Raw genomic sequence first — 20,801 nt, 5'->3', positions numbered from 1 at the left:
CCAGCTTGTCGGGTTGCCGGTTCCGCTGATTCCGTTGGTGTTGTTTCGACAACGCCAACGCGTCATGGCGGCTTCCGTCACGTGGTCGCTTGACGCCGTCGTTTTAACGCAGGCGCGAACTGCGCCGTGGCGAACGAACCTCGCGCGTTCGACGCGCGCAACCTGACCCACAGCACAACCGCTATCCATCCGTCGTCGATGCGCGCCTGGCGAGTTCGACGATCAAATACGCCGGCGCAGGACGCTCTGTCCCGGCCGGCATGCATGACGCGTTTTAACTAGAGGAGTGAATGATGAAAGCAGGCAAGTTGATTCAATGGAGTGCCGGCGTGGCCGTGGCATGTCTTGCATGGAACGCTCAGGCAGCGCAAACCCAGGCCGCCGGCGTGCAGGTCGAGCAGTGCTGGGTGCGGGCGATGCCGGCTTCGATACCATCCGCCGGCTACTTCACGCTGCGCAACAATGGCGATAAGGCCGCCACTTTGAGCGACGTCGCCACACCGGCCTTCGGCATGGCGATGATGCATCGCAGCGAGAGCAACGGCAGCATGTCGTCAATGGAGATGGTGTCGTCGGTGCCGGTGCCTGCGCACGGTTCGGTCAGCTTTGCGCCGTCCGGCTATCACGTGATGCTCGAGCAGCCGGCGAAGCCGTTGAAGATCGGCGCAACGCTGCCGCTCACGTTGAGCTTCGCAGATGGTTCGAGCGTGAGCGCGAACTGCGCGATCAAACCGGCGGCGACGCTGGGGCAACCGGCGCAGTGACGTCGCGCAGTGTCCTGGTCGATGGAGATAGCGATGAAACACGGTGAATCTTTGCGCGACTGGCTGGCGCGCCACCGCATGCACTTGAACATCGCGGCGTTGCTGGCCTGCGGTGTCTGGGCGGGCTGGCTTGCCTGGATGACGCGGCCCGATGACACGGGCATGACAGCACCGGCCTCGCCGATCTGCTGTTTTCGCGCGGTGAAGTAGCCGGCCGCGCTGGAGAAGGGGCGGGAGCGCGTGGGCGGCTCCCGCCCCTTCTGCTATCTGGCCCGAATGCACTTGCGCCCGCGTTCTTCACAGGATTTAATACGGCAACGCGACGGCGCTTGCCAGCGTGGCAAGTGGGCGGTCTTCGAAGCTATAACGAACAGTGCGATCCGGTGCGCTTGCATCCAGCGCATCGGCACGGTACCGGCATGGGGCCAGGCCCATGTTGGCTACGGCGGGTCACCATAACGGAGAAGAGCATGAAAGCCAGCAGCATCGCGGAACGGGAGGCTAGCGGCCGGGCAGCGCGCGAGCATTCCAGGCGTTCGAGCCATCGCACGTTCGGCGATATCCATCGCGACCCGATCGATCTGCTCAAGCAAAGCAGCGAGGGCCGGGTGCAGAAGCTGGTGCCGTTGCGCTACGGCCGCATGGCCGTGTCGCCTTTCACTTTCTTTCGCGGCAGCGCGATCCTGCAGGCTCAAGACCTGAGCCGGATTGCCGACACCGGCATCGTGCTGCCGATCTGCGGCGACGCTCATCTGATGAACTTCGGCGGCTTCGCCACGCCTGAACGCCAACTCGTGTTCGATCTGAACGACTTCGACGAAGTCGCGCTCGGACCGTTTGAGTGGGATCTCAAGCGCCTGACCGCCAGCCTCGTGGTAGCCGCACGGCACATGCGTTTAAGCCGCGGTTTTGCGGCCGATCTGGTGATGACGGCGGTGAGCGAGTACCGCGATCGCATGAGGCAGTATGCGCAATGCGGTGCGCTTGAACTCTGGTACGAACGCATTACCTTCGAGCGCATGGCCGAGACCGCGTTGACGCCGGAGCGCCGCCGCACGGTCAGGCGTGGCATGGAAAAGGCCGCCGGGCGCACCCAGGAAAGCATGCTCGACAAGATGTGCGAGTACGACGGCGATCACCTCGTGATTCGTGATGCGCCGCCGGGTCTCTTTCACGTACATGGTGCGAATACGCTGTTCGAAGCGGAAGACGACTGGTTTGCGCTCGGCAACTGGCGCAAGCTGATTGGCCCGATGTACGGCGAATATCTGAAAACGCTCAGCCATGACAGGCGCGAGCTGCTCGGCCATTTTTCGGCACAGGATCTGGTGTTCAAGGTGGTGGGCGTCGGCAGTGTGGGCACGCGTTGCCTGGTGCTGCTGAGCACCGACCACATGGCTTCACCGCTCTTCCTGCAGATCAAGGAAGCACGCCAGTCGGTGATTGCACATTACTTCAAGGGACCGTCTTCGCCGCACGACGGCGAGCGCGTCGTGCGTGGGCAGCGTTTACTGCAAGCAGCCAGCGATATTTTCCTCGGCTGGGCAACCGGGCCTTCAGGCCGCCATTTCTATTTCCGGCAACTGCGCGATATGAAGCTCTCGGCCAATATCGAGCTGTTCGACAACGACCTGCTCGAGGGTTACGCGAAACTGTGCGGTTGGGCTCTGGCGCGAGCGCATGCCAAGGCGAGCGGTAAAGCGATTGAGATCAGCGCCTATATCGGCCGTAGCGACCAGTTCGCCGAAGCGCTGACCGAGTATGCGTTCGCCTGCGCGGATCAGGTCGAGAAGGACTACGATGTGTTTATGAAAGCCTGCCGCAGCGGCGAGCTTGAGGCTCGCAGCGACGAAGACATGGCGGCGGATTTCCGTATGTAGTTCTTGGCAGGCCATTTCGAGTGGTTGTGCGTGGTCGCTTAGCTCACGGAGAAATGCACCCGCACATCCTGATCGCTTTCCACCGGATGGCCGTTTTCCATCGCCGGAAAGAAGCGCCAGCGGTGCAAGGTTTCCAGCAGGATCTGGTTGAGCCGAGGGTTTTGCGTGGGCTTGACCAGTTCGACCTCGAACGTCCCGTCGGCATGCACCCTGAAATGCGCGACCGCCGTCACCTGATAGCCCTGTTCGCGCAGGTCGTCGGGCAGCATGGGCACCGGTTGCGAGAGCAGGCGTGCCTGGGTGTTGCCGGACGGCGCGGGCGGTGCGGCGGAGTTCGCGCTGTTCGACGGCGCTGAGGGGCTCGAAGCGGCCTGCGCAATAGCGGCGAGCGCCGGCGTCGAAGGCGCCGTGGGTTGATCGTGTGCAACTGGCTCCGTCGTCGGCGCAGGCGCTTCTTCATGTGGCTGCGGAGTGGGTGCGCGAAGCGGCGCGACCGCACGCGCGAGCGGCGCCGCACGCGGCGTGGGCTTCGCGGTTGGCGCCGCCGCTGCATGCGCGGCAGGCATGACAGGCGCGGGTGCCGCAGCCGCCGGCGGTACAACCGGTGCAAGTTCGACGAGTTGCATCTCCATCGGCTTCGACACAAGCGGTGCTGGTGGCGCAGCCTCGCGGCTCGCGAGCCAGCCTACGGAATGTGCGAGTAACGCGAGACAGAACACGGCAGCCAGGATCAGAGCAAGCACAAACCTGAGGTACTCGCGATCGGTGAGCGACAACAGCCGTTGCAAGCCGCTACTCACGATGCACGGCGACGAGGAAGTGTTCGGCGCCCGCCTGGCGTGCCGCCAGCATGGCTTGCACGACGACCCCGTGCGAGGCGTGCTCGTCGGCCGCCACCACCACGTTGGCGTCGGGGCGCAACAGCCGGGCGATCGTCGGCGTCACCTGATCGAGTCGTACGGCCCGTTGATTGATAAACACCTGATTGGCCTCGTTCACTGAGAGCGTCAGCGGCCGGTCCTGTGACATCTGTTGCGCATGCCCATTCGGCAGGTTGATCCGCACGGCGTCGAGGCGCTGCATGGCGAGCGAAGTCAGCATGAAGGTCGCCAGCAGAAAGAACATCACGTCGATCATCGGAATGATCTCGATGCGGCCGCGCTTCGAGCGGCGTGAGCGCCGCAGTTTCATGATGGCCGTCCGCCCTGTTCGCCGGCAAGGCGCAGGTCGCTGAGCGCTTCGTTGGCGAACGATTCGAGTTCGTCCATCAGGCGGTCGATGCGGCGCGAAAAGAAGTTGAACGCGAACAGCGCGACCAGAGCGATGACCAGACCGATCGCGGTGGCGATCAGCGCCTGTGCGACCCCGCCGGTGACGCCCGACGGACTCACGAGACCATCTCCGCCGATCAGCCTGAACGAATGCATCATGCCGACAATCGTGCCGAGCAGGCCCAGAAGCGGCGCTGCCGTCACGATGGTTTCGAGCAGCCACAGACCGCGGCTCATGTCGCGCTCGATCTGCGCCGCGGTGGCTTCGACCCGCGTTTCGATGCGCCAGAGCGGCGCACGCGAGTCGTCGAGCAAGCGGCCAATCCGGCTGAACGCATGCTGCTGCGGCAGGCCGCCGGGAAGCTGCGCGTTATCCGGTGTCCGCGGCATGCGCGCAAATCTCCAGAGTGCGTAGGCGCGATCGAGCGTGATGGCGAGTGCGATGACCGCCAGCACGGTGAGCGGATAGATCACCCAGCCGCCGAGACGGGCTGCGTCGGCGAGATTGGTCCAGTCGTTCATGGTCAAACTCCTTCGTGTTGCTTTCCCGGCACCGGCACGATCAGAACCGCTTGGTGATGCCGGCGTAAATGGCGCGTTGCGGGCCGTATTGCGGGGCTTCGACGCCAATGCCCGAACCGTCGCGCAGTTCGTACACGCTGTTGATTGCATTGATCAGCACGAGGCGCGCTTCGAACTTGCCGATAACCGGTTCGTTGAAATGCTCGATCACGGCCAGATTGAGTTGCCCGTACCACGGCAGCTTGTCGGTGTTGGCAAAGCCGCTGCGCAAACCGCTGCCGACGATTGCATCCGCCGTGAAGGTGGTCTTGCCCAGATCGTAGGCCGCACCGAGCGAGGCGGTCACGCGCTGGTCGTGATCGAGGTACACCCAGTTGCTGGCGATATACGAAAGCTCGGCGGCGCTGAAGTTGAACTGCGCCGAATCGACGTTCTTGCCCTGGGCGCGGCTATAGGCGAGATTCAGATACGCGGAAAGGTTGCCCTGCTTGTAGTTGGTGGTGAATTCGAGTCCGTACACGCGGCCGTATTGGTAGTTGAACGGCGTATAGATCAGCGCCGTGCCGAACTGGCCTTCGTCGAGCAGGTTCGAGGCGATCTTGTAGTACGCGTCCAGTCCGACGGTCAGCGCGGGCGTCAGGCGTTGCGTGATGCCGATGTCGAAATAGTGGCTGCGTTCAGGCTGCACCGGACTGTCCTGGGTCGTCTCGCTCTGGTTGGTGGTGCCGTTAAAGCGCGTGACGGTCGAGGCCGAGACCAGTTCGAAGTCAGGCGGCGTGAAGTAGCGCGCGTAGCCGGCGTGCAGCGTGGTGGCGTTGGTCGGCTGGAATACGAGACCAATGCGCGGGCTCAACTGGCTCGCGTGCACATATTCGTCCATGCCGTCGTAACGCAGGCCGTAGTTTAACGTCAGCTTGCTATTGAGCTTCCATTCGTCCTGCAGGTACGCGCTATACAGGTAGCCGGTGCTGGCGCCCGCATCGTTGATGGTGAACGGGACATTCGAGAGCTGGTTGCCGTTGGCGTCGGCCGGAAACACCGCGACGCTGTCATTGAACACGGCATGTTCCTGCTCGACCCACAGCCCGCCGCGCAACGTGTGTGCGTCGTTGAGGCGGTAGGTCGTATCGGCTTGCACGCCTTCGGCCTGGTTACTGCGGAAGTCGTTCGAGGCCACCCCGTTGAACATCAGATCGCCGATCGTGTCGGGATTGAACTGGGTGCGCGTATAGCGCGTGAAGAGCGCCACCTGATAGTCGAGCGCGCCGCCGTTGGTGCCCTGCAAGGCTAGCACGCCGAAGTTGTTCAGCTCCGATTGCGTTTCGTTGAGATTGGCGGAATTGAACGTCGTCTGCCCGGCCAGCGCGTAGTTGGTCGGCAGGCCCGGAGTATTCGGCAGTTCGAACTGGTTGGCGGCGGTGCCGGCCATCAACGTCACGCGGGTCAGCGGATTGATGATGTACGACAGGTAGCCGAAGCCGTTGCCCTGGCGCGTATGGTCGTGCAGCGGACTGCCGTCCGAGGTCGGCGCTTCGATGCCGAGGTTGTTCACGCCGAGCGTGCCGGTGAAAAAATAACTGAGCGGTCCTTGCGAACCGTAGACGTCGGCGCTGCTCTGCAGCGTCTGGTGGCTGCCGCCGTACACATCGACCGCGCCGCCGTTGCCGAGGTCGCCCGAGCGGGTGGTGATGTCGACGATCCCCGCTGTCTTATAGCCGTATTGCGCCGGCAGCGCGCCGGTGATCAGGTTGACCTGATCGATGATGTGCGTATCGAGCGATTGTCCGAAGCCGCTGATCGGCTCGGGAATGATGATGCCGTTGATGCGGTATTGCAGGTCGGCGTGGTCGCCGCGCACATGGAGCTGGCCGTATGAATCGTTGGCCACGCCCGGCGCCTGCAGCAGCACCTGGTTGATTGGCGTGTTGTCGCCTTGCGGCAGCGCCTGGATGTCCGCTTGCGTGAAGCGGTAGACGCTCGCGCCGACTTCCGGCTGCAGGCCGTTGCGAGCCACGTTGAGGCGCTGGGCCTGAACGTTGACGTCCATCGCCGTGCCTTTCTCGAGCGCCACCTTGAGCGGGGCAGGCATGCTGTCGCCGACCGTGGCGATGCTGGTATTGGCGCCGAAGCCCTGCGCACCCACCGTTACCGCATAGGTGCCCGGCTGGACGCCGGGCAGCACAAAGCTGCCGTCATGACCGGTGTGCGTTTGCGCAAGCGTATGGCCGTCGGCATCCTGGATCGATACGGCTGCGTTTTCCACTGCATGACCCTGAGTATCGGTCACGGTGCCGCTAAGCGGCGCACCCGCCGACGCGGCGAGGACATGCAAGGAAATCGTCTGTGCAAACAGCAGCAACGCGGCACGCGGGATGAGTGTGTGATGTTTCATGTTCTTGTTGTGCGGGTGGAAGATCCTCTTGTCGCGCGTGACGGCGGCGCCGTATGAGAGGCCGGTCGAGCGCGCGAATATAGAGATGTTATAACATAACAAATTGATTCGGCAATGACGGATCGACGCCCGTGTGGCGAACCCGCACACCCCGCGAAACGGATGAACATGCTTTGGACAGTTAACTGAAACCGAGTTGAAAGACTGGCTTGGCGGATACAACGTGGCCGCAAGTTTCGGTGCGAGGCGTAGTGTCTGCTTAAGCGTTTGGGGTAACGCCGACTGGCAGATGGTCGATAACTGCCCTACATTTCGAGTGCGAAGAACACCGACGACACCCCTCGCCCGGAGACGCCATGACAGCAGCGAACAAGGTGTGGCAACTACTCTTCGGCAAACCCCTCGATCCGCTCGATCCCCGCACTCGCCACGCGATTGCGGTCACGCCGATCCTCGCGTGGGTGGGACTCGGCGCCGATGGCTTGTCTTCGTCGTGCTATGGGCCGGAAGAGGCGTTTCTCGCGCTTGGCCAGCATACCCAGCTCGCGCTCTTCCTCGCGCTCGCCACCGCCGCGACGGTGTTCGTCATTGCGCTGGGCTACAACCAGGTGATCGAGTTGTTTCCGACCGGCGGCGGTGGCTACCGGGTCGCGACCGCGCTGCTCGGTCCTCGTCCCGGACTGGTGTCCGGCGCGGCGCTGCTGGTCGACTATGTGCTGACGGTGGCGACCTCGCTTGCGAGCGGCGTCGATGCGTTCTTCAGTCTGCTGCCGGTCGGCGCGCAGGAGTTCAAGCTCGCGACCGAGCTGATCCTGATCGTGCTCATGACCGGCCTCAACTTTCGCGGCATGCGGGAATCCATCATGGTCCTGCTGCCGATTTTCATGGGCTTCGTGATATTGCACCTCGGGTTGATCGTCTACGGCGTGGCCGTACACGGCGGCAATCTGGTCCATGTGGTGCCCAACGCCGTTGGCGAAGCGCACAGCATGTCGCATGCGTTCGGGCCGCTGGTGGTCGCCGCGCTGCTGATGCGTGCATTCTCGCTGGGCGGCGGTACCTATACCGGTCTCGAAGCGGTGTCGAACAACGTCAACATGCTGGCCGAACCACGCGTGCCGGCCGGCAAGGTGACGATGTTCTACATGGCCACTTCGCTCGCGTTCACTGCGGGCGGCATCATCCTGCTTTACATGCTCTGGCACGCGAGCCCGGTTGAAGGGCAGACGCTCAACGCCGTGGTGTTCGGCAGCGTGATCGACCATCTCGGACTAGGCTCGGCGTTCGCGCGTCATGCGTTGCTGGCCGCCGTGCTCGCCTTTGAAGCTGGACTGTTGCTGGTGGGTGCGCAAACCGGCTTTCTCGACGGGCCGGCGGTGCTGTCGAACATGGCCGGCGATTCGTGGGTGCCGCGTCATTTCCGTGACCTGTCGACGCGCCTCGTGCGGCAGAACGGCATTGTCGTGATGGGTGTCTCCAGTCTGGCGATCCTCATGTGGACGCGCGGCAACGTGGATATCCTCGTGGTGCTGTACAGCATCAACGTGTTTTTGACGTTTAGCCTGTCGTTGCTGGGTTTGTGCACCTATTGGTGGCGGCATCGCCACGAAGGGCGGGGCTGGGTGCGGCACTTTGCGCTCTCCGCCCTCGGGCTGACGGTGACGAGCGCGGTGCTGGTGATCACGCTGATCGAGAAATTCACCGAAGGCGGCTGGCTCACCGTGCTGGTGACGAGCGCCGTGATCGCGCTGTGCTTTCTCATCAAGCGCCATTACAGCGATACGCGGGCCCAACTCGCCAAGGAAGATGCGCTCTTTGCCGGCGCAGCGCCGACGCCGCCGGAGGACGCGGCGCTGCTCAAGCCCGATCCGTCGCAGCCGACCGCGATCCTGCTGGTGGGCAAGCACCGCGGCGCCAGCATGCATGCGCTGCTGTGGGTCAACCGGCTGTTTCCAGGCCACTTCAAGAGCATCATCTTTCTCGCAGTGGGTGAAGTCGACGCGAAGAGCTATGAAGGCGAAGAACACTTGCAGCGCTTGCAGCAGACCATCGGGGCATCGCTTGCCTATTACGTCGGCTTTTGCCGCCAGCATGGCATTGCGGCCGATTCCCGGATCGCCTTCGGCACGCACCCTGTCATCGAGTTTATGAAGCTTGCCGACGCGACCATGGACGAGTTTCCAAACAGCGTATGTTTTGCCAGCAAGCTGATTTTCAAACGGGTCAACTTCCTGACCGCTTGGCTGCATAACCAGACGCCCGTCGAAATCCAGACCCGCCTGCATCAGCAGGGCAGGCAGATGGTGTTGTTGCCGATGAACGTCGGTTGAGCATCTCCTGATTTCTTATGGACTTGAGCGAGCAGGTCCGCTTCACTGCCGTAAAAGCGCAGACGTGGTACGTTCGCAGCGAACTGCTCATTTGCAAGGAGACACGTTGTGACGGCAACCAACAAGATCGCGCTGGTCACCGGCGCAGGTAGCGGCATCGGTTTCGCGACGGCGCGCAGGCTGCTCGCGCATGGCTATAGCGTAGTGCTGGCAGGGCGCCGCCAGGCGCCGCTCGATGCGCTTGCCGACGAGGCGCGGCAACGCGGAGAGGAGGCGCTCGCCGTAGCCTGCGACGTGAGCGACGCGGCGAGCGTCGCCGCTTTGTTCGATGTAATACGCAAGCGCTACGGCCGCTTAGACGTGCTGTTCAATAACGCCGGCCGCAATGCGCCGCCGGTGGAGATCGACGAGCTCAGCATCGAAGACTGGCGCGCGGTGGTCGATACCAATCTGACCGGGGTGTTTCTCTGCACCCGTGCCGCCTTCGCGATGATGAAAACGCAGACACCGCGCGGCGGCCGCATCATCAACAACGGTTCGATCTCGGCACACGCGCCGCGGCCCAACAGCATCGCCTATACATCGACCAAGCACGCCATCACCGGGCTGACCAAATCCGTCTCGCTCGATGGTCGTCCTTACGATATCTGCTGTGGCCAGATCGATATCGGCAACGCCGCCACCGAGATGGCCGCGCGGATGGCGCGTGGCGTGCCGCAGGCCAACGGCGAGATCGTGATCGAGCCGCTGATGGATGTCGAACTGGTTGCGGACGCGGTATTGCATATGGCGGATCTGCCGTTGTCCGCGAATGTGCAGTTCATGACCATCATGGCGAGCAAGATGCCGTTCGTCGGGCGCGGGTGAGGCCAGGGCTGATCCGGGAAGGGCAGATCCCGCGCGCCCGATCCCGCTCGTGATTGCGCGGCAATGGCTACCCGGCGTGCGGCGAAACGGCGTTGTCAGCGCCCGCACCGCACGCCGCACGCCGGATCAACTTATACTGATCGATCCATTTCACCCGGACTTAGCCGTGCCCCCAGCCTCGCGGAAGGACACACTGCGCGACGGGACGCAGAACGACCCGCTCGACGATCCACGCCCGGTTCCGCCCACGCGTCCCGGCCTCGACGATTGCTGTCATAGTGGCTGCAGCCCCTGCGTCTTCGATCTGTACGAGGACGCGCTTGAACGCTATGAAGCTGCATTGGCTGCGTGGCAGGCGCGCTATCCCCGTTCGCAGCCATGACCGCTCTCCAGCCCGCCCTCATCGAAACGCCCACACTCGACGCACTGCATGACTTCGTGCAGCGCAATCCGCGTCTGTTCGTACTGTCGGGCGCGGGCATCAGCACCGACTCCGGTATTCCCGGCTATCGCGACGAAAATGGCGAGTGGAAGCGCTCGCCGCCGATCACCTTGCAGGAGTTCCTCGGCTCGCTGGCGTCGCGCCAACGCTATTGGGCGCGCAGCATGATCGGCTGGCCGGTGGTCGCGCAGGCCCAGCCGAACGCCGCGCATCGGGCGTTGGCGCGGCTCGAAGCCGCCCAGCACGTGCCGGCGCTCGTGACGCAGAACGTCGACGGCTTGCATCAACGCGCCGGCAGCAGCGATGTGATCGAACTGCACGGCAGCATCGGCGCGGTGACGTGTCTGGACTGCGGCACGCGGCATGGCCGCGCCACGATCCAGCAAATCCTCGAAGCCGATAACCCGGCGTTGCTCGACGTGGCCGCCGAGCCGGCCGCCGATGGCGACGCGCACCTCGAATGGCACGATCTGGGCGGCTTCCGGATTCCGGCGTGTCCAGCGTGCGGCGGACTGCTGAAGCCCTCGGTGGTGTTCTTCGGCGAGAACGTGCCGCGCACGACCGTCGACGCAGCCAGCCGCGCGCTCGAGGCGGCGGATGCGATGCTGGTGGTCGGTTCGTCTCTGATGGTGTATTCGGGCTACCGCTTCTGCGTGTGGGCGCAAAAGATGGGCAAGCCGATTGCCGCGATCAATCTCGGCCGCACGCGCGCCGATCCGTTGCTGTCGCTGAAAGTGGCCGCGCCGTGCGCCGAGATTCTGACCGCGCTGGCTGCGCGTCTTGCCCTCGACTGAGACGCGGGCAAGACGCGCAGCCCGGATTCGGCCTGAACCGCACCCGAACCGAACGTGGATCGCCGATAATGAACACCTGCACCTCGCCCCGACACTCCGGGCCTGGCGACGAACCCGCTTTGCATGAGACCAGAGTAGGCGCTAAAGCGCTAACGCTGGTCGACCGCTTTGCATGGGATCGGAGTAAGTGCTGAAGCACTAACTCCGATCGACACAGGAACGCCCATGCTGACCACCATCGAACAACTCGAGAAGCTGTACGGCGAGCCGCACGAACGCTCGATACGTAAGGAAATTCCGTACGTCAACGAGGACTACCGTGCATTTATCGAAGTCGCCCCGTTCGTGGTGCTGGCCACCGCCGGGCCGGAAGGGCTCGACTGTTCGCCACGCGGCGACGCCCAGGGTTTTGTGCGCATCATCGACGAGCGCACGCTGGCGATTCCCGACCGGGTGGGCAACAACCGCATCGACAGCTTGCGCAACATCATTGCCTGCCCGCACCTCGCGCTGCTGTTCGTGGTGCCGGGCGTCGGCGAGACGCTGCGGGTCAATGGCCGCGGGCGCATTTCCGATGATGCCGCACTGCTCGCAAGCTTCGCCGTCGATGGCAAGCTGCCCCGCACGGTGCTGCTGGTCGACGTCGACGCGGTGTATTTCCACTGCTCGAAGGCGCTGGCCCGCTCCAGACTGTGGGATCCTGAGCGGCACGTAGAACGCTCGCGGCTGCCGAGCGCCGGCGCCATCCACAGGCGCCTGAACGGCGAAAGCTTCGATGCTCTCGCGTACGATCGCGATCTGGTCGAAAGAATGCGCACGAGCCTCTACTAAATGACGAACTCCACCGATCCCGCGATGCGCCAGCATGCTCCCGCCGCCGAACGCAATCGCGAACCGATTCTCGAGGTGCTGCGGCGCGTGCTGCCAGCTAGCGGCCTGGTGCTCGAAATTGCCAGCGGTACCGGCCAGCACGTCGTGCACTTCGCCGCGGCGCTGCCTGAGCTGATCTGGCAGCCGAGCGACCCGGACGCCGAGGCGCGCGCCTCGATTGCCGCGTGGACGGCCCACGCCGGTCTCGCCAACGTGCGGGCGCCGCTCGAACTGGACGTCGAGCGCATGCCGTGGGGCATCGACGCAGCGCAGGCGCTACTCTGCATCAACATGATTCACATCTCGCCGTGGAGCGCGACGCAGGCTTTATTCGCCGGCGCGGAGCGCTTGCTCGGCGGCGCAGGTGTACTGTATCTGTACGGACCGTACCGGCGTCACGGCGCGCACACGGCGCCGAGCAACGAAGCGTTTGACCAGCAGTTGCGCAGCCGCAATCCTGCCTGGGGCGTGCGCGACATGGAGACCGTGGTGGCGCTGGGCGAGGCGCATGGCTTCGTCTGCGGCGAGCCGCTTGCGATGCCCGCTAACAATTTCAGTCTGGTGCTGACGAAACGCTAGCGCGCCAAGCGGGTCTGATGGGGGATTCGCACGCCGCCCGGGCAGGCGGCAGGCGCGGGTCGGCCATTTTTGCAGCGCGCCGGCAAGCGCCAATCAGGCATTTCTTTTATGCTTTCATCCTCGACGCCCCGCCGACGGTATGGATGGTGCGGCGTCTCGACATTTCGGAATCTGGAGAATTCAAATGGGCAAACAGGCAATCGGCGTAGTGGGGCTAGCGGTCATGGGCCGCAATCTGGCACTCAACATCGAGAGCCGCGGTCATGCGGTGTCCGTGTTTAACCGCAGCCGCGAGAAAACCGATGAACTCATCGCAGAGTTTCCTGACCGTAAGCTGGTGCCGACCTACACGCTCGAAGAGTTCGTCGAGTCGCTGGAAAAGCCGCGCCGCATCCTGATGATGGTCAAGGCCGGCGAGCCGACCGACGCCACCATCGCTTCGCTCAAACCCTTGCTGGACAAGGGCGACATCCTGATCGACGGCGGCAACACGCATTTCACCGACACGATCCGCCGCAATCAGGAACTGGCCAAGGCCGGTCTGCATTTCATCGGCACGGGCGTCTCGGGCGGCGAAGAAGGCGCGTTGAAAGGTCCGTCGATCATGCCCGGCGGCCAGCGCGACGCGTACGACCTGGTCGCGCCGATCCTGACGGAAATCGCCGCCAAGGCGCCGGACGGCGAGCCGTGCGTGGCCTATATGGGCCCGGACGGCGCCGGTCACTTCGTGAAAATGGTGCACAACGGCATCGAATATGGCGACATGCAACTGATCGCCGAGAGCTATTCGGTGCTGAAGCAGGTGGTCGGCCTGTCGAACGAGGAACTCGGCGCCGTCTATACCGAATGGAACAAGGGCGAACTCGACAGCTACCTGATCGAAATCACCTCGAAGATTTTCAGCAAGAAGGACGACGAGACCGGCAAGGATCTGGTGGATGTGATCCTCGACCGTGCGGCGCAAAAGGGCACCGGCAAGTGGACGAGCCAGAACGCGCTCGACCTCGGCGTGCCGCTGCCGCTGATTACCGAGTCGGTGTTTGCGCGCGTGCTGTCGTCGCTGAAAACCGAGCGCGTCGCCGCAAGCAAGGTCATCCAGGGGCCGGCTGCCAAGGCGTTCGACGGCGATCGCGCTGCGTTTATCGAATCGGTGCGCCGCGCGCTGTATTTCAGCAAGGTGATCTCGTACGCGCAGGGCTTCGCGCAATTGCGGGCCGCTTCGGTGGAGTACAAATGGGATCTCGACTTCGGCACGATCGCGAAGATCTTCCGCGCGGGCTGCATCATCCGCGCCCGCTTCCTGCAGAAGATCACCGACGCGTACACGAAGGACAAGGCAATCGCCAACCTGCTGCTCGATCCGTACTTCAACGACATCGCCTCGAATTATCAGGCGGCCCTGCGCGACGTGGTGATCGCCGCGGTCAAGGCCGGGGTGCCGGTGCCGGCGTTCGCGTCGGCGGTGGCGTACTTCGACGCGTATCGCTCCGAGCGTCTGCCGGCCAACCTCGTGCAGGCGCAGCGCGATTTCTTCGGCGCGCACACGTTCGAGCGCACCGACAAGCCGGGTAGCTTCCACGCTAACTGGTCCTGAGCGTCGCGTCGTAAAACGTCAAGGCTTCGGGCGGGGCGCAAGCCTGCCTCGCCAGCACAATCAGCCCGGCCCGCCCCTTTATGGGGGTGGGCCGGGCTTGTTTTTTGAGCGAAGCAAAGTGCTGCTTGAGGCGAGCCGCTCAACGGCCCGGCAAGTGCGGCACGCCTTCGTTGCTCGTCAGGTTGAGCTGATGAATCTGCCGGTGCGCCTTGTTCAACTGCGCCTGCGCCGCCACACGCTGCGCCTCCAGTTGCGCGACCTCCTTGCGCACTTGATGCTGCCGGCCGCTCACCGCCTGTTCCTGCGCGGCGTTGCGCTGCAAGTCGCAGCGCAGGCGCTCGGCCTGTGTTTCCGATTGCGCGATCAGCCGCGCGAGCTGCTCGTTTTGCGCCGCCAACTGGGCACGGCGGATCTCTCCCTCGGACAGGCGCGTTGCCTGCTCCTCGAAGTGATGGAAGGCGGCCTCGGCGGCATCCAGATCCGCGGCCTTCAGGGCGCGCCACATGGTGCCGTCCTGATACAGCGCCACGTAATACGCCAGTTCGCGCGCATGGAACAACAGGCTTACCGAATAGTCGAAACTTCGAAATACCCGGAACGGCGTCAAGGCTTCTTCCTCGGCCAGCCACTCCACTTCGGCGGTGTCGGCCATCTGCACGGCCCGGCCGCTCACTTGCGAGGGCACCACGGGCACCGGCCGCAAGGTCGTGACGGGCCGCGAGGGTTCGGCCGGTTCGGCCTGCTCCGCGGCGGGCGCCGGCCCTGCGGCAGACGAGGCAGCCGGCTCGTCGTGTGGCGAGGCGGTGCTGTCGTGGGCCACCTGGACGAGGTGGGAGGGGCCGGAGGCAAGCAATGCACTGCGTCGGTTCAGGAGACTTTTCACGGCAGTTCCTCAGAGTGACTCGCCCGCTGCCGCGAGGCGGCGCCGACGCTGGAGCATGCCGGGCCGCAAGGCGGTGCGTGCGGTGAACGAAAGCGAAGGGGGCGGCGGCAGGGCCGCCAACCCGCAGCAGTGCGGCTAGTGCAACGTGCGATGCCGGCGCGCGATGTCGTCGAACAACTCGCTGCTCGGTTCGAGCGCAAGCAGCCACGACTCGTCGTAGCCGCTCAGGTTGTCGAGCGCTTCGCGCAAGCGCTCGAGAGCCAGCGCGGGAATCTCCACGCTCGCCTCGACACCGCTCGCCAGCCGGGCGATGCTGGCAAGCTGAACCAGGGCGTCAGCGGCTTCGGCGACATCCGCTGCGAAGACAAGGTGGGTATTGAGCAGCTCGACTAAACCCGGGGATGCGGCAACATCTTCGACGTTCAACTGCACGGCCAGAAACGTGGCTTTGTTCATCCCCGAGCTCCTCACGGACAGTGCATGGCGGCGAGCGGTTCGCCTGCTGTGCGTTGCGTCAGCAAGACCCAGTATAGGCGAGGCGATGCTGGTTGCAATGGTCACACCAATACCGGTGGCCGCCGCCGGGACTTGGCGCGGCGTGGCCGGCGGGTATCGCCCCCTATAATGGCGCGAGCGGATTCGCCGGGCGGGTTGGATTGCGGCGCTGCACAAATGCTGTTAGCGAGGGCGCCGGCGGATTCCGCTCGGGGCGCCACAGGCCCGCTTCCTGCCGGCGCAGTGGCTGGCCCAATGAGTTCGATTCAGTCGGCATATCCATCATGAAGATTATCCGTAGCAGGACCTTTAGGGCAGAGCGTCCGTGGGGCGCACTCGATATCGCCAACATGCGCGGGATCACAACCCGGCTGCACTGGACAGATCAGCCTTACAAATGGCATGTCAACGACGGCGAGGAAGTGTTTGCCGTCCTCGATGGCCGGGTCGAGATGCGCTACCGCGAAGCGGGCGAGGAGCGCTCGGCGATGCTGGAGACGGGCGATGTCTTCTACGCGTCGATCGGCACCGAACATGTGGCGCACCCGCTCGGCGAGGCGCGCATTCTCGTGGTCGAGTCCGAGGGGAGCGTGTAAGCAGGGCGGCTGGGCGACGGCGCTTCGGCGGCGGTGCGAAAGCGCCATTATTCCGCGACAAAAACGCTGGCGCACGGACGCTTGAAGATTGATTGACTCACGTGTCGAGGATTATCAGATGACGAAAAAATCGCATCGTGTAGCTTCGCAGGTTTCGATTGCCGTGTTCGTCGCAGCCGCGTTCAGCGGTTGCACGATTACCCCGTGGGGCTCGGCGCCCGAACCCTACGCCAATACTTCCGGCAGTTATCAGACGAATGGCGCGGCGACGGCGCCCGTGGCGGCCGGTTACTACCGCGTCAACCCGGGCGACACCTTGCCGGGTATCGCCGCAGCCTACGGCCAGCGTCCGCAGGATCTGGCGCGCTGGAACGGCCTCACACCGAACGCCAGCGTGACGGTGGGGCAGGTGCTGCGAGTGGCGCCGCCGCCGGCTGTGGCCGGCTCGGCCGCGCCGGGTGGACCCGCTGCGCCGGGCGCTGGTGCAATCGCACAGCAGGGCGCGTTGATGTGGCCGCTGCGCGGTCCGGTGCTCAAATCCTTCGTGCCGGGCAGCACCAAGGGCATCGTGATCGGCGGCAGGGTCGGCGATCCGGTCAAGGCCGCAGCAGCCGGACGCGTGGTGTACGCCGGCACTGGGATCGAGGCGTATGGGCCGCTCATCATCATCAAGCACAGCGACTCGCTGATCACGGCGTATGGTCAGAACAGCACCTTGCTCGTCAAGGAAGGCGACGCGGTTACGCAAGGCCAGACGATCGGCGAGGTGGGCGCCGATAGCCGCGGCATCGGCTCGATCCAGTTCGAGGTGCGTCAGGACGGGCACCCGGTCGATCCGCTGGCGTGGTTGCCGCGGGCGGGCAGCTAGGCGTGAGGGCGGTGTCGTCATTTTGCCCGGTGTTCAGCGCCTGCGGAATTGAATACACTGGACGATTCACGCACCGCCAAGCCGCGCCGCGGAGATGCGCAAGCGTTTCTCCGGCCACGGCGCTTTCACACAGGAATCTCCGATGATCGATTTGCGCAGCGATACCGTCACCCGCCCGAGCCAGGCCATGCTGGCCTCCATGGCAGCCGCCGAAGTGGGCGACGACGTGTGGGGCGACGACCCGACCGTGTTGCGCCTGCAAGCCACCGTGGCCGAGCGCACCGGCAAGGAAGCGGGCCTGTTCTTTCCGAGCGGCACGCAAAGCAACCTGGCTGCCTTGATGGCGCATTGCGCGCGCGGCGACGAGTACATCGTCGGCCAACTGGCCCATACCTACAAATACGAAGGCGGTGGCGCGGCGGTGCTCGGCAGCATCCAGCCACAGCCGATCGAGAATGCCGCCGACGGCTCGCTGCCGCTCGACAAGATCGTCGCCGCCATCAAGCCGATCGACGACCACTTCGCGCGCACACGCCTGCTGGCGCTCGAAAACACGATTGGCGGCAAGGTGCTGCTGGCGGGCTATGTAGCCGAGGCGGTGCAGCTTGCGCGTCAGCACAAGCTGGCCACCCATCTCGACGGCGCGCGGGTCTGCAATGCGGCGGTCGCTTCGGGCCAGCCGCTGGCGGCGCTGTGTGGGCCGTTCGATTCGGTCTCCATCTGTTTTTCGAAGGGGCTGGGCGCGCCGGTGGGTTCGGTGCTGGTCGGCAGCAAGGACTTGCTGCAGAGCGCGCACCGCTGGCGCAAGGTGCTGGGCGGCGGCATGCGTCAGGCCGGCGTGCTGGCGGCGGCTTGTCTGTATGCGCTCGATCACAATGTCGAACGCCTCGCCGAGGATCACGCCAACGCCGCACATCTGGCCGCCGGTCTCGCGCAGATCGAGCAGGTCAAGGTGCTTTCGCAGGCCACCAACATGGTGTTCGTGCAGTTTCCGCCGGAACACTGCGCACCGCTCGAAGCGTGGCTCAAGGAGCGCGGAATCCTGACGCAGATGCTCTACGCGTCGCGCTTTGTCACGCATCTGGACGTCTCGCGAGCCGATATCGACACGTTTGTCGCGGCCGTGAAGGGCTACTTCGCCGCGCGTTGAAGCGGCTGCCTGCGGCTGGTCGCTGCGCCGCGCGTTGACGCAGCCGACCGCCGCTGGTTACTTTGCCATGCATTGGAGCGGCCGCCCGCCGCCGGTTATTTCGCCATGCATTGACGCGGGCGCCCTCCGCTGGCCGCTTCTCCTCGCATTGGCGCGGCCACCAGCCGCCGGTTACTTCGCCGGCGTCTGGACACCCACCGGGGTGCGATGCGAAGGCGCGAACAGCCTCAAGCCGCTCGCGATGCTCGCGGCCCCGGCGAACACCGCTCCCGCCGTAAGCGCCAGCGTCGGCCCATGCCGGCCGGCGATCCCGAAACTCAGCGCCACCAGCGCCGCGCCGGTTGTCTGACCGAGGAGCCGCGCGCTGGCGATAATGCCGCTCGCGCCGCCGCTGCGCTCAGGCGGCGCGCTCGCCATCAGCGCCTTCAGATTCGGCGACTGGAAAAAGCCGAAGCCCGCCCCGCACACCGCCATCCGGACCCCGATATCGAGCACGTGTGGATGCGCCGGCAAGAGCGCCAGCGACACCATCCCCACAGACAGCACCGCCAGGCCAATGGCGCCCAGCAAGCCAGGCGGATAGCGGTCCGACAGGCGTCCGGCGAACGGCGCCGCCAGCGCGACGACCACCGGCCAAGGGGTCATCAGGAAGCCCGTCTCGACCTGGCTGCGATGCAGCACATCTTCGAAGTAAAACGGCAGCGAGACGAACGCCAGCCCCTGCGCGGCGAACGAGCACACAGCCGTCACCGCCGACAGCGCGAACACCGGCAGCTTGAACAGATCGACGGGCAGCATCGGCGCCGGGTGTCCGGCTTCGCGCCGCATCAGCAGCACGCCGAACACAATGGCGACGGCCGCCGCGCCTAGCACGTACTGCGCGGGCTCGCGCTGGGCGGCTTCGCCTAGCGCGAAGATCAGCGCCGCGAAGGTGATCACGTTCAGAAGCGCGGCGACCCGGTCGAAATTGTGCGTGCCGCGCGTCGTCTGGGGCAAGGCAGGCAGCGCGAAGGCGAGCGCCAGCACGCCGAGCGGTACGTTGATGGCGAACAGCCACGGCCAGGTGCCGAGCGAGAGGATCAGCGAAGCCACGGTCGGGCCGACCGCGAACGATACGCCCACCACCAGCGCGTTCAGGCCGACGCCGCGGCCGAGCCGGTGCGGCGGGTACAGATAGCGGATCAAGGCGACGTTGACGCTCATGATCGCGCTGGCGCCCAGTCCCTGCAGCACCCGCGCCGCGGCCAACTGCGGCAGCGTCCCGGATAGCGAGCAGGCGAGCGAGGCCACCGTAAACATGGCGATGCCGCCGATATAGATGCGCCGGTGGCCGACGATGTCGCCGAGCGCCGCGAGCGGCAGCAAGGTTGCGACCATCGCGAGCTGATAAGCGTTGATGATCCACACCGAAGCGGCCGGCGCGGCGTGCAGGTCGGTGGCAATGGCCGGCAGGGCGGTGTTGGCGATCGCGGTATCGAGCGTGGCGAGCGCAACGGCCAGCATGATGGCGGCCATCGCGCGCCGGTTGCCGGCAGACATGGGAGCGTCGGCGGGCGGCGCGTAGTCGGGGGAAAGCGGGGTCTTCACGGACAAGGCCTTGCTCGTCGGGTGGCGCGCGTTCCGGCGCGAGAGGGCCGGCGGGGCGCCTCGCGGGATCGATGGTCGACACGCGGATTAAAGGGCGCGCGTGAGCGATAGACCGGCGTGACGCTCCGACGCGCTGCGAATGAAGTGATTGTTACAGACCCGGCAAAATTCTGCTGGCTGTCGAGCAGGGCACGACCTTCGGGACCACGGCTTTGGGCGGTTGGGAACGCAACTAACGGTCAAGCCCGGCAGGCGCCCACCCGCACCAGCCACAGTGGCCACAGGTCATACCTGGCGGGCCAACCGGCCGCCACAAAGCGCGGCCGTGAGCCTCGTCGACTCGATGCAATCCGTCAACCGAAATCAGCTAAAAGAAGCCAGCAAAATGGACAATTTGCGGATGTGCGTCTTGAACGCCTCCGTCGTTTCGTGCTCATGCGCGGCGCTCAGGTGAGGCGCCTCGGCCAGCTCGACCTGTTGCTGGAATTCGTCGGCAATCCTGCGCCGCGTCTCCGGCGGCAGCGCACGAATCAGCGAGACCAGCAGCAGTTCCTGGGCATGGAACATTCCGAGCATGGATTGTGCGTTCATCTCGACCTCCGTCGGAGCAGGATGAAGAAGGCAGGCGTGACATATGCGTGCGGTTCGCACGGTCGTGGAGATGCCTTCTTCTTCCTCCATACTAGTGCAGGCAAGCCGGTCGCTTGAGGCGTGCTTGCACCGTATCTGTGCTTGAGGTGGTTTGCGGGGGCTCGAGCGCCCGCACGAGCCCCGCTGCGCGCAGCGCCGCCGGCCCGGTGCCCCGGTGACGGGAGATCGGAAATGTCCTACTCTGCATATTTACCCGCCTGACCGGCACGCGCCTCCCGTCCGTCAACTGTGCGGTTTGCGTGTGCTGTGTCGCTCTTACCGGAGGC

21 protein-coding genes are annotated in these 20,801 nt (G+C 64.7%); 13 read left to right on the top strand and 8 right to left on the bottom strand.

Annotated elements, in window-relative coordinates; translation table 11 throughout:
- Nucleotides 1-293 precede the first annotated feature (293 nt).
- From AC1ECK_RS05655 to AC1ECK_RS05645, 3 genes are all read left to right on the top strand, one after another.
- Complete coding sequence (locus AC1ECK_RS05655) at nucleotides 294-764, top strand: copper chaperone PCu(A)C (protein ID WP_480316766.1); 471 nt, start codon at nucleotides 294-296, stop codon at nucleotides 762-764.
- A gap of 33 nt (nucleotides 765-797) precedes the next feature.
- On the top strand, nucleotides 798-974 hold the full coding sequence (locus AC1ECK_RS05650; protein ID WP_480316765.1) for a hypothetical protein: 177 nt from the start codon (nucleotides 798-800) through the stop codon (nucleotides 972-974).
- Nucleotides 975-1,234: 260 nt separating this feature from the next.
- Nucleotides 1,235-2,644, top strand: a complete 1,410-nt coding sequence (locus tag AC1ECK_RS05645) for a DUF2252 domain-containing protein (protein ID WP_480316763.1) — start codon at nucleotides 1,235-1,237, stop codon at nucleotides 2,642-2,644.
- Between the two features lie 38 nt (nucleotides 2,645-2,682).
- Here the strand turns inward: AC1ECK_RS05645 and AC1ECK_RS05640 are convergent, their stop codons facing one another.
- The 4 genes from AC1ECK_RS05640 to AC1ECK_RS05625 are packed head-to-tail and all read right to left on the bottom strand — an operon-like array spanning nucleotide 2,683 to nucleotide 6,829.
- The gene (locus tag AC1ECK_RS05640; protein WP_480316761.1) at nucleotides 2,683-3,444 is read right to left on the bottom strand and encodes an energy transducer TonB; all 762 of its coding nucleotides are present in this window, start codon (nucleotides 3,442-3,444) and stop codon (nucleotides 2,683-2,685) included.
- The gene (locus tag AC1ECK_RS05635; protein ID WP_480316759.1) at nucleotides 3,437-3,835 is read right to left on the bottom strand and encodes an ExbD/TolR family protein; all 399 of its coding nucleotides are present in this window, start codon (nucleotides 3,833-3,835) and stop codon (nucleotides 3,437-3,439) included. The genes AC1ECK_RS05640 and AC1ECK_RS05635 overlap by 8 nt, the downstream gene beginning before the upstream one ends.
- On the bottom strand, nucleotides 3,832-4,437 hold the full coding sequence (locus tag AC1ECK_RS05630; protein WP_480316757.1) for a MotA/TolQ/ExbB proton channel family protein: 606 nt from the start codon (nucleotides 4,435-4,437) through the stop codon (nucleotides 3,832-3,834). Before AC1ECK_RS05630 ends, AC1ECK_RS05635 begins: the two co-directional genes overlap by 4 nt.
- A gap of 40 nt (nucleotides 4,438-4,477) precedes the next feature.
- Entirely contained in the window at nucleotides 4,478-6,829 is a 2,352-nt protein-coding gene (locus AC1ECK_RS05625) for a TonB-dependent receptor (RefSeq protein ID WP_480316755.1), read from the bottom strand.
- Between the two features lie 356 nt (nucleotides 6,830-7,185).
- Between AC1ECK_RS05625 and AC1ECK_RS05620 the strand changes: the two genes are divergently transcribed.
- The 7 genes from AC1ECK_RS05620 to gndA all read left to right on the top strand — a co-directional run bounded on the left by AC1ECK_RS05620 (nucleotide 7,186) and on the right by gndA (nucleotide 14,305).
- On the top strand, nucleotides 7,186-9,159 hold the full coding sequence (locus tag AC1ECK_RS05620; RefSeq protein WP_480316753.1) for an APC family permease: 1,974 nt from the start codon (nucleotides 7,186-7,188) through the stop codon (nucleotides 9,157-9,159).
- A gap of 108 nt (nucleotides 9,160-9,267) precedes the next feature.
- Nucleotides 9,268-10,026, top strand: a complete 759-nt coding sequence (locus tag AC1ECK_RS05615; RefSeq protein WP_480316751.1) for an SDR family oxidoreductase — start codon at nucleotides 9,268-9,270, stop codon at nucleotides 10,024-10,026.
- Nucleotides 10,027-10,075: 49 nt separating this feature from the next.
- Nucleotides 10,076-10,408 (top strand): oxidoreductase-like domain-containing protein, encoded by a 333-nt coding sequence (locus tag AC1ECK_RS05610; RefSeq protein ID WP_480316749.1) that lies wholly within the window; start codon nucleotides 10,076-10,078, stop codon nucleotides 10,406-10,408.
- Nucleotides 10,405-11,262 (top strand): NAD-dependent protein deacetylase, encoded by an 858-nt coding sequence (locus AC1ECK_RS05605; RefSeq protein WP_480316747.1) that lies wholly within the window; start codon nucleotides 10,405-10,407, stop codon nucleotides 11,260-11,262. The genes AC1ECK_RS05610 and AC1ECK_RS05605 overlap by 4 nt, the downstream gene beginning before the upstream one ends.
- A gap of 225 nt (nucleotides 11,263-11,487) precedes the next feature.
- Entirely contained in the window at nucleotides 11,488-12,093 is a 606-nt protein-coding gene (locus tag AC1ECK_RS05600; protein WP_480316745.1) for a pyridoxamine 5'-phosphate oxidase family protein, read from the top strand.
- Complete coding sequence (locus tag AC1ECK_RS05595) at nucleotides 12,094-12,711, top strand: DUF938 domain-containing protein (protein ID WP_480316742.1); 618 nt, start codon at nucleotides 12,094-12,096, stop codon at nucleotides 12,709-12,711.
- A gap of 184 nt (nucleotides 12,712-12,895) precedes the next feature.
- The gene (gene gndA, locus AC1ECK_RS05590; RefSeq protein WP_480316740.1) at nucleotides 12,896-14,305 is read left to right on the top strand and encodes an NADP-dependent phosphogluconate dehydrogenase; all 1,410 of its coding nucleotides are present in this window, start codon (nucleotides 12,896-12,898) and stop codon (nucleotides 14,303-14,305) included.
- Nucleotides 14,306-14,444: 139 nt separating this feature from the next.
- Here gndA and AC1ECK_RS05585 read toward each other — a convergent pair whose 3' ends face one another.
- Together AC1ECK_RS05585 and AC1ECK_RS05580 are read right to left on the bottom strand one after the other, a co-directional pair.
- On the bottom strand, nucleotides 14,445-15,188 hold the full coding sequence (locus tag AC1ECK_RS05585; RefSeq protein WP_480316739.1) for a DUF2968 domain-containing protein: 744 nt from the start codon (nucleotides 15,186-15,188) through the stop codon (nucleotides 14,445-14,447).
- A 135-nt stretch (nucleotides 15,189-15,323) separates the two neighbouring features.
- Nucleotides 15,324-15,644: a hypothetical protein gene (locus tag AC1ECK_RS05580; protein ID WP_480316737.1), complete on the bottom strand. Its 321-nt coding sequence runs from the start codon at nucleotides 15,642-15,644 to the stop codon at nucleotides 15,324-15,326.
- Between the two features lie 323 nt (nucleotides 15,645-15,967).
- Between AC1ECK_RS05580 and AC1ECK_RS05575 the strand changes: the two genes are divergently transcribed.
- The 3 genes from AC1ECK_RS05575 to ltaE all read left to right on the top strand — a co-directional run bounded on the left by AC1ECK_RS05575 (nucleotide 15,968) and on the right by ltaE (nucleotide 18,297).
- Nucleotides 15,968-16,279, top strand: a complete 312-nt coding sequence (locus AC1ECK_RS05575; RefSeq protein WP_480316735.1) for a cupin domain-containing protein — start codon at nucleotides 15,968-15,970, stop codon at nucleotides 16,277-16,279.
- Between the two features lie 118 nt (nucleotides 16,280-16,397).
- Nucleotides 16,398-17,147 carry a peptidoglycan DD-metalloendopeptidase family protein gene (locus AC1ECK_RS05570; protein ID WP_480316733.1) on the top strand — a complete coding sequence of 250 codons (750 nt, stop codon included), beginning with the start codon at nucleotides 16,398-16,400 and terminating at the stop codon, nucleotides 17,145-17,147.
- A 142-nt stretch (nucleotides 17,148-17,289) separates the two neighbouring features.
- Nucleotides 17,290-18,297, top strand: coding sequence for a low-specificity L-threonine aldolase (gene ltaE / locus AC1ECK_RS05565; protein ID WP_480316731.1), 1,008 nt, complete (start codon nucleotides 17,290-17,292; stop codon nucleotides 18,295-18,297).
- Between the two features lie 171 nt (nucleotides 18,298-18,468).
- Here ltaE and AC1ECK_RS05560 read toward each other — a convergent pair whose 3' ends face one another.
- Nucleotides 18,469-19,836, bottom strand: a complete 1,368-nt coding sequence (locus tag AC1ECK_RS05560; protein ID WP_480317331.1) for an MFS transporter — start codon at nucleotides 19,834-19,836, stop codon at nucleotides 18,469-18,471.
- A 411-nt stretch (nucleotides 19,837-20,247) separates the two neighbouring features.
- A complete protein-coding gene (locus tag AC1ECK_RS05555; protein ID WP_480316729.1) occupies nucleotides 20,248-20,475 on the bottom strand; it encodes a hypothetical protein in 228 nt (75 codons plus the stop codon).
- Nucleotides 20,476-20,801 lie beyond the last annotated feature (326 nt).

The sequence above is a fragment of the Paraburkholderia sp. SSBN10T genome, from assembly GCF_056619545.1.
The sequence above is the reverse complement of the archived record's forward strand: the minus strand, read 5'-3'. Positions and strand labels throughout refer to the sequence as shown.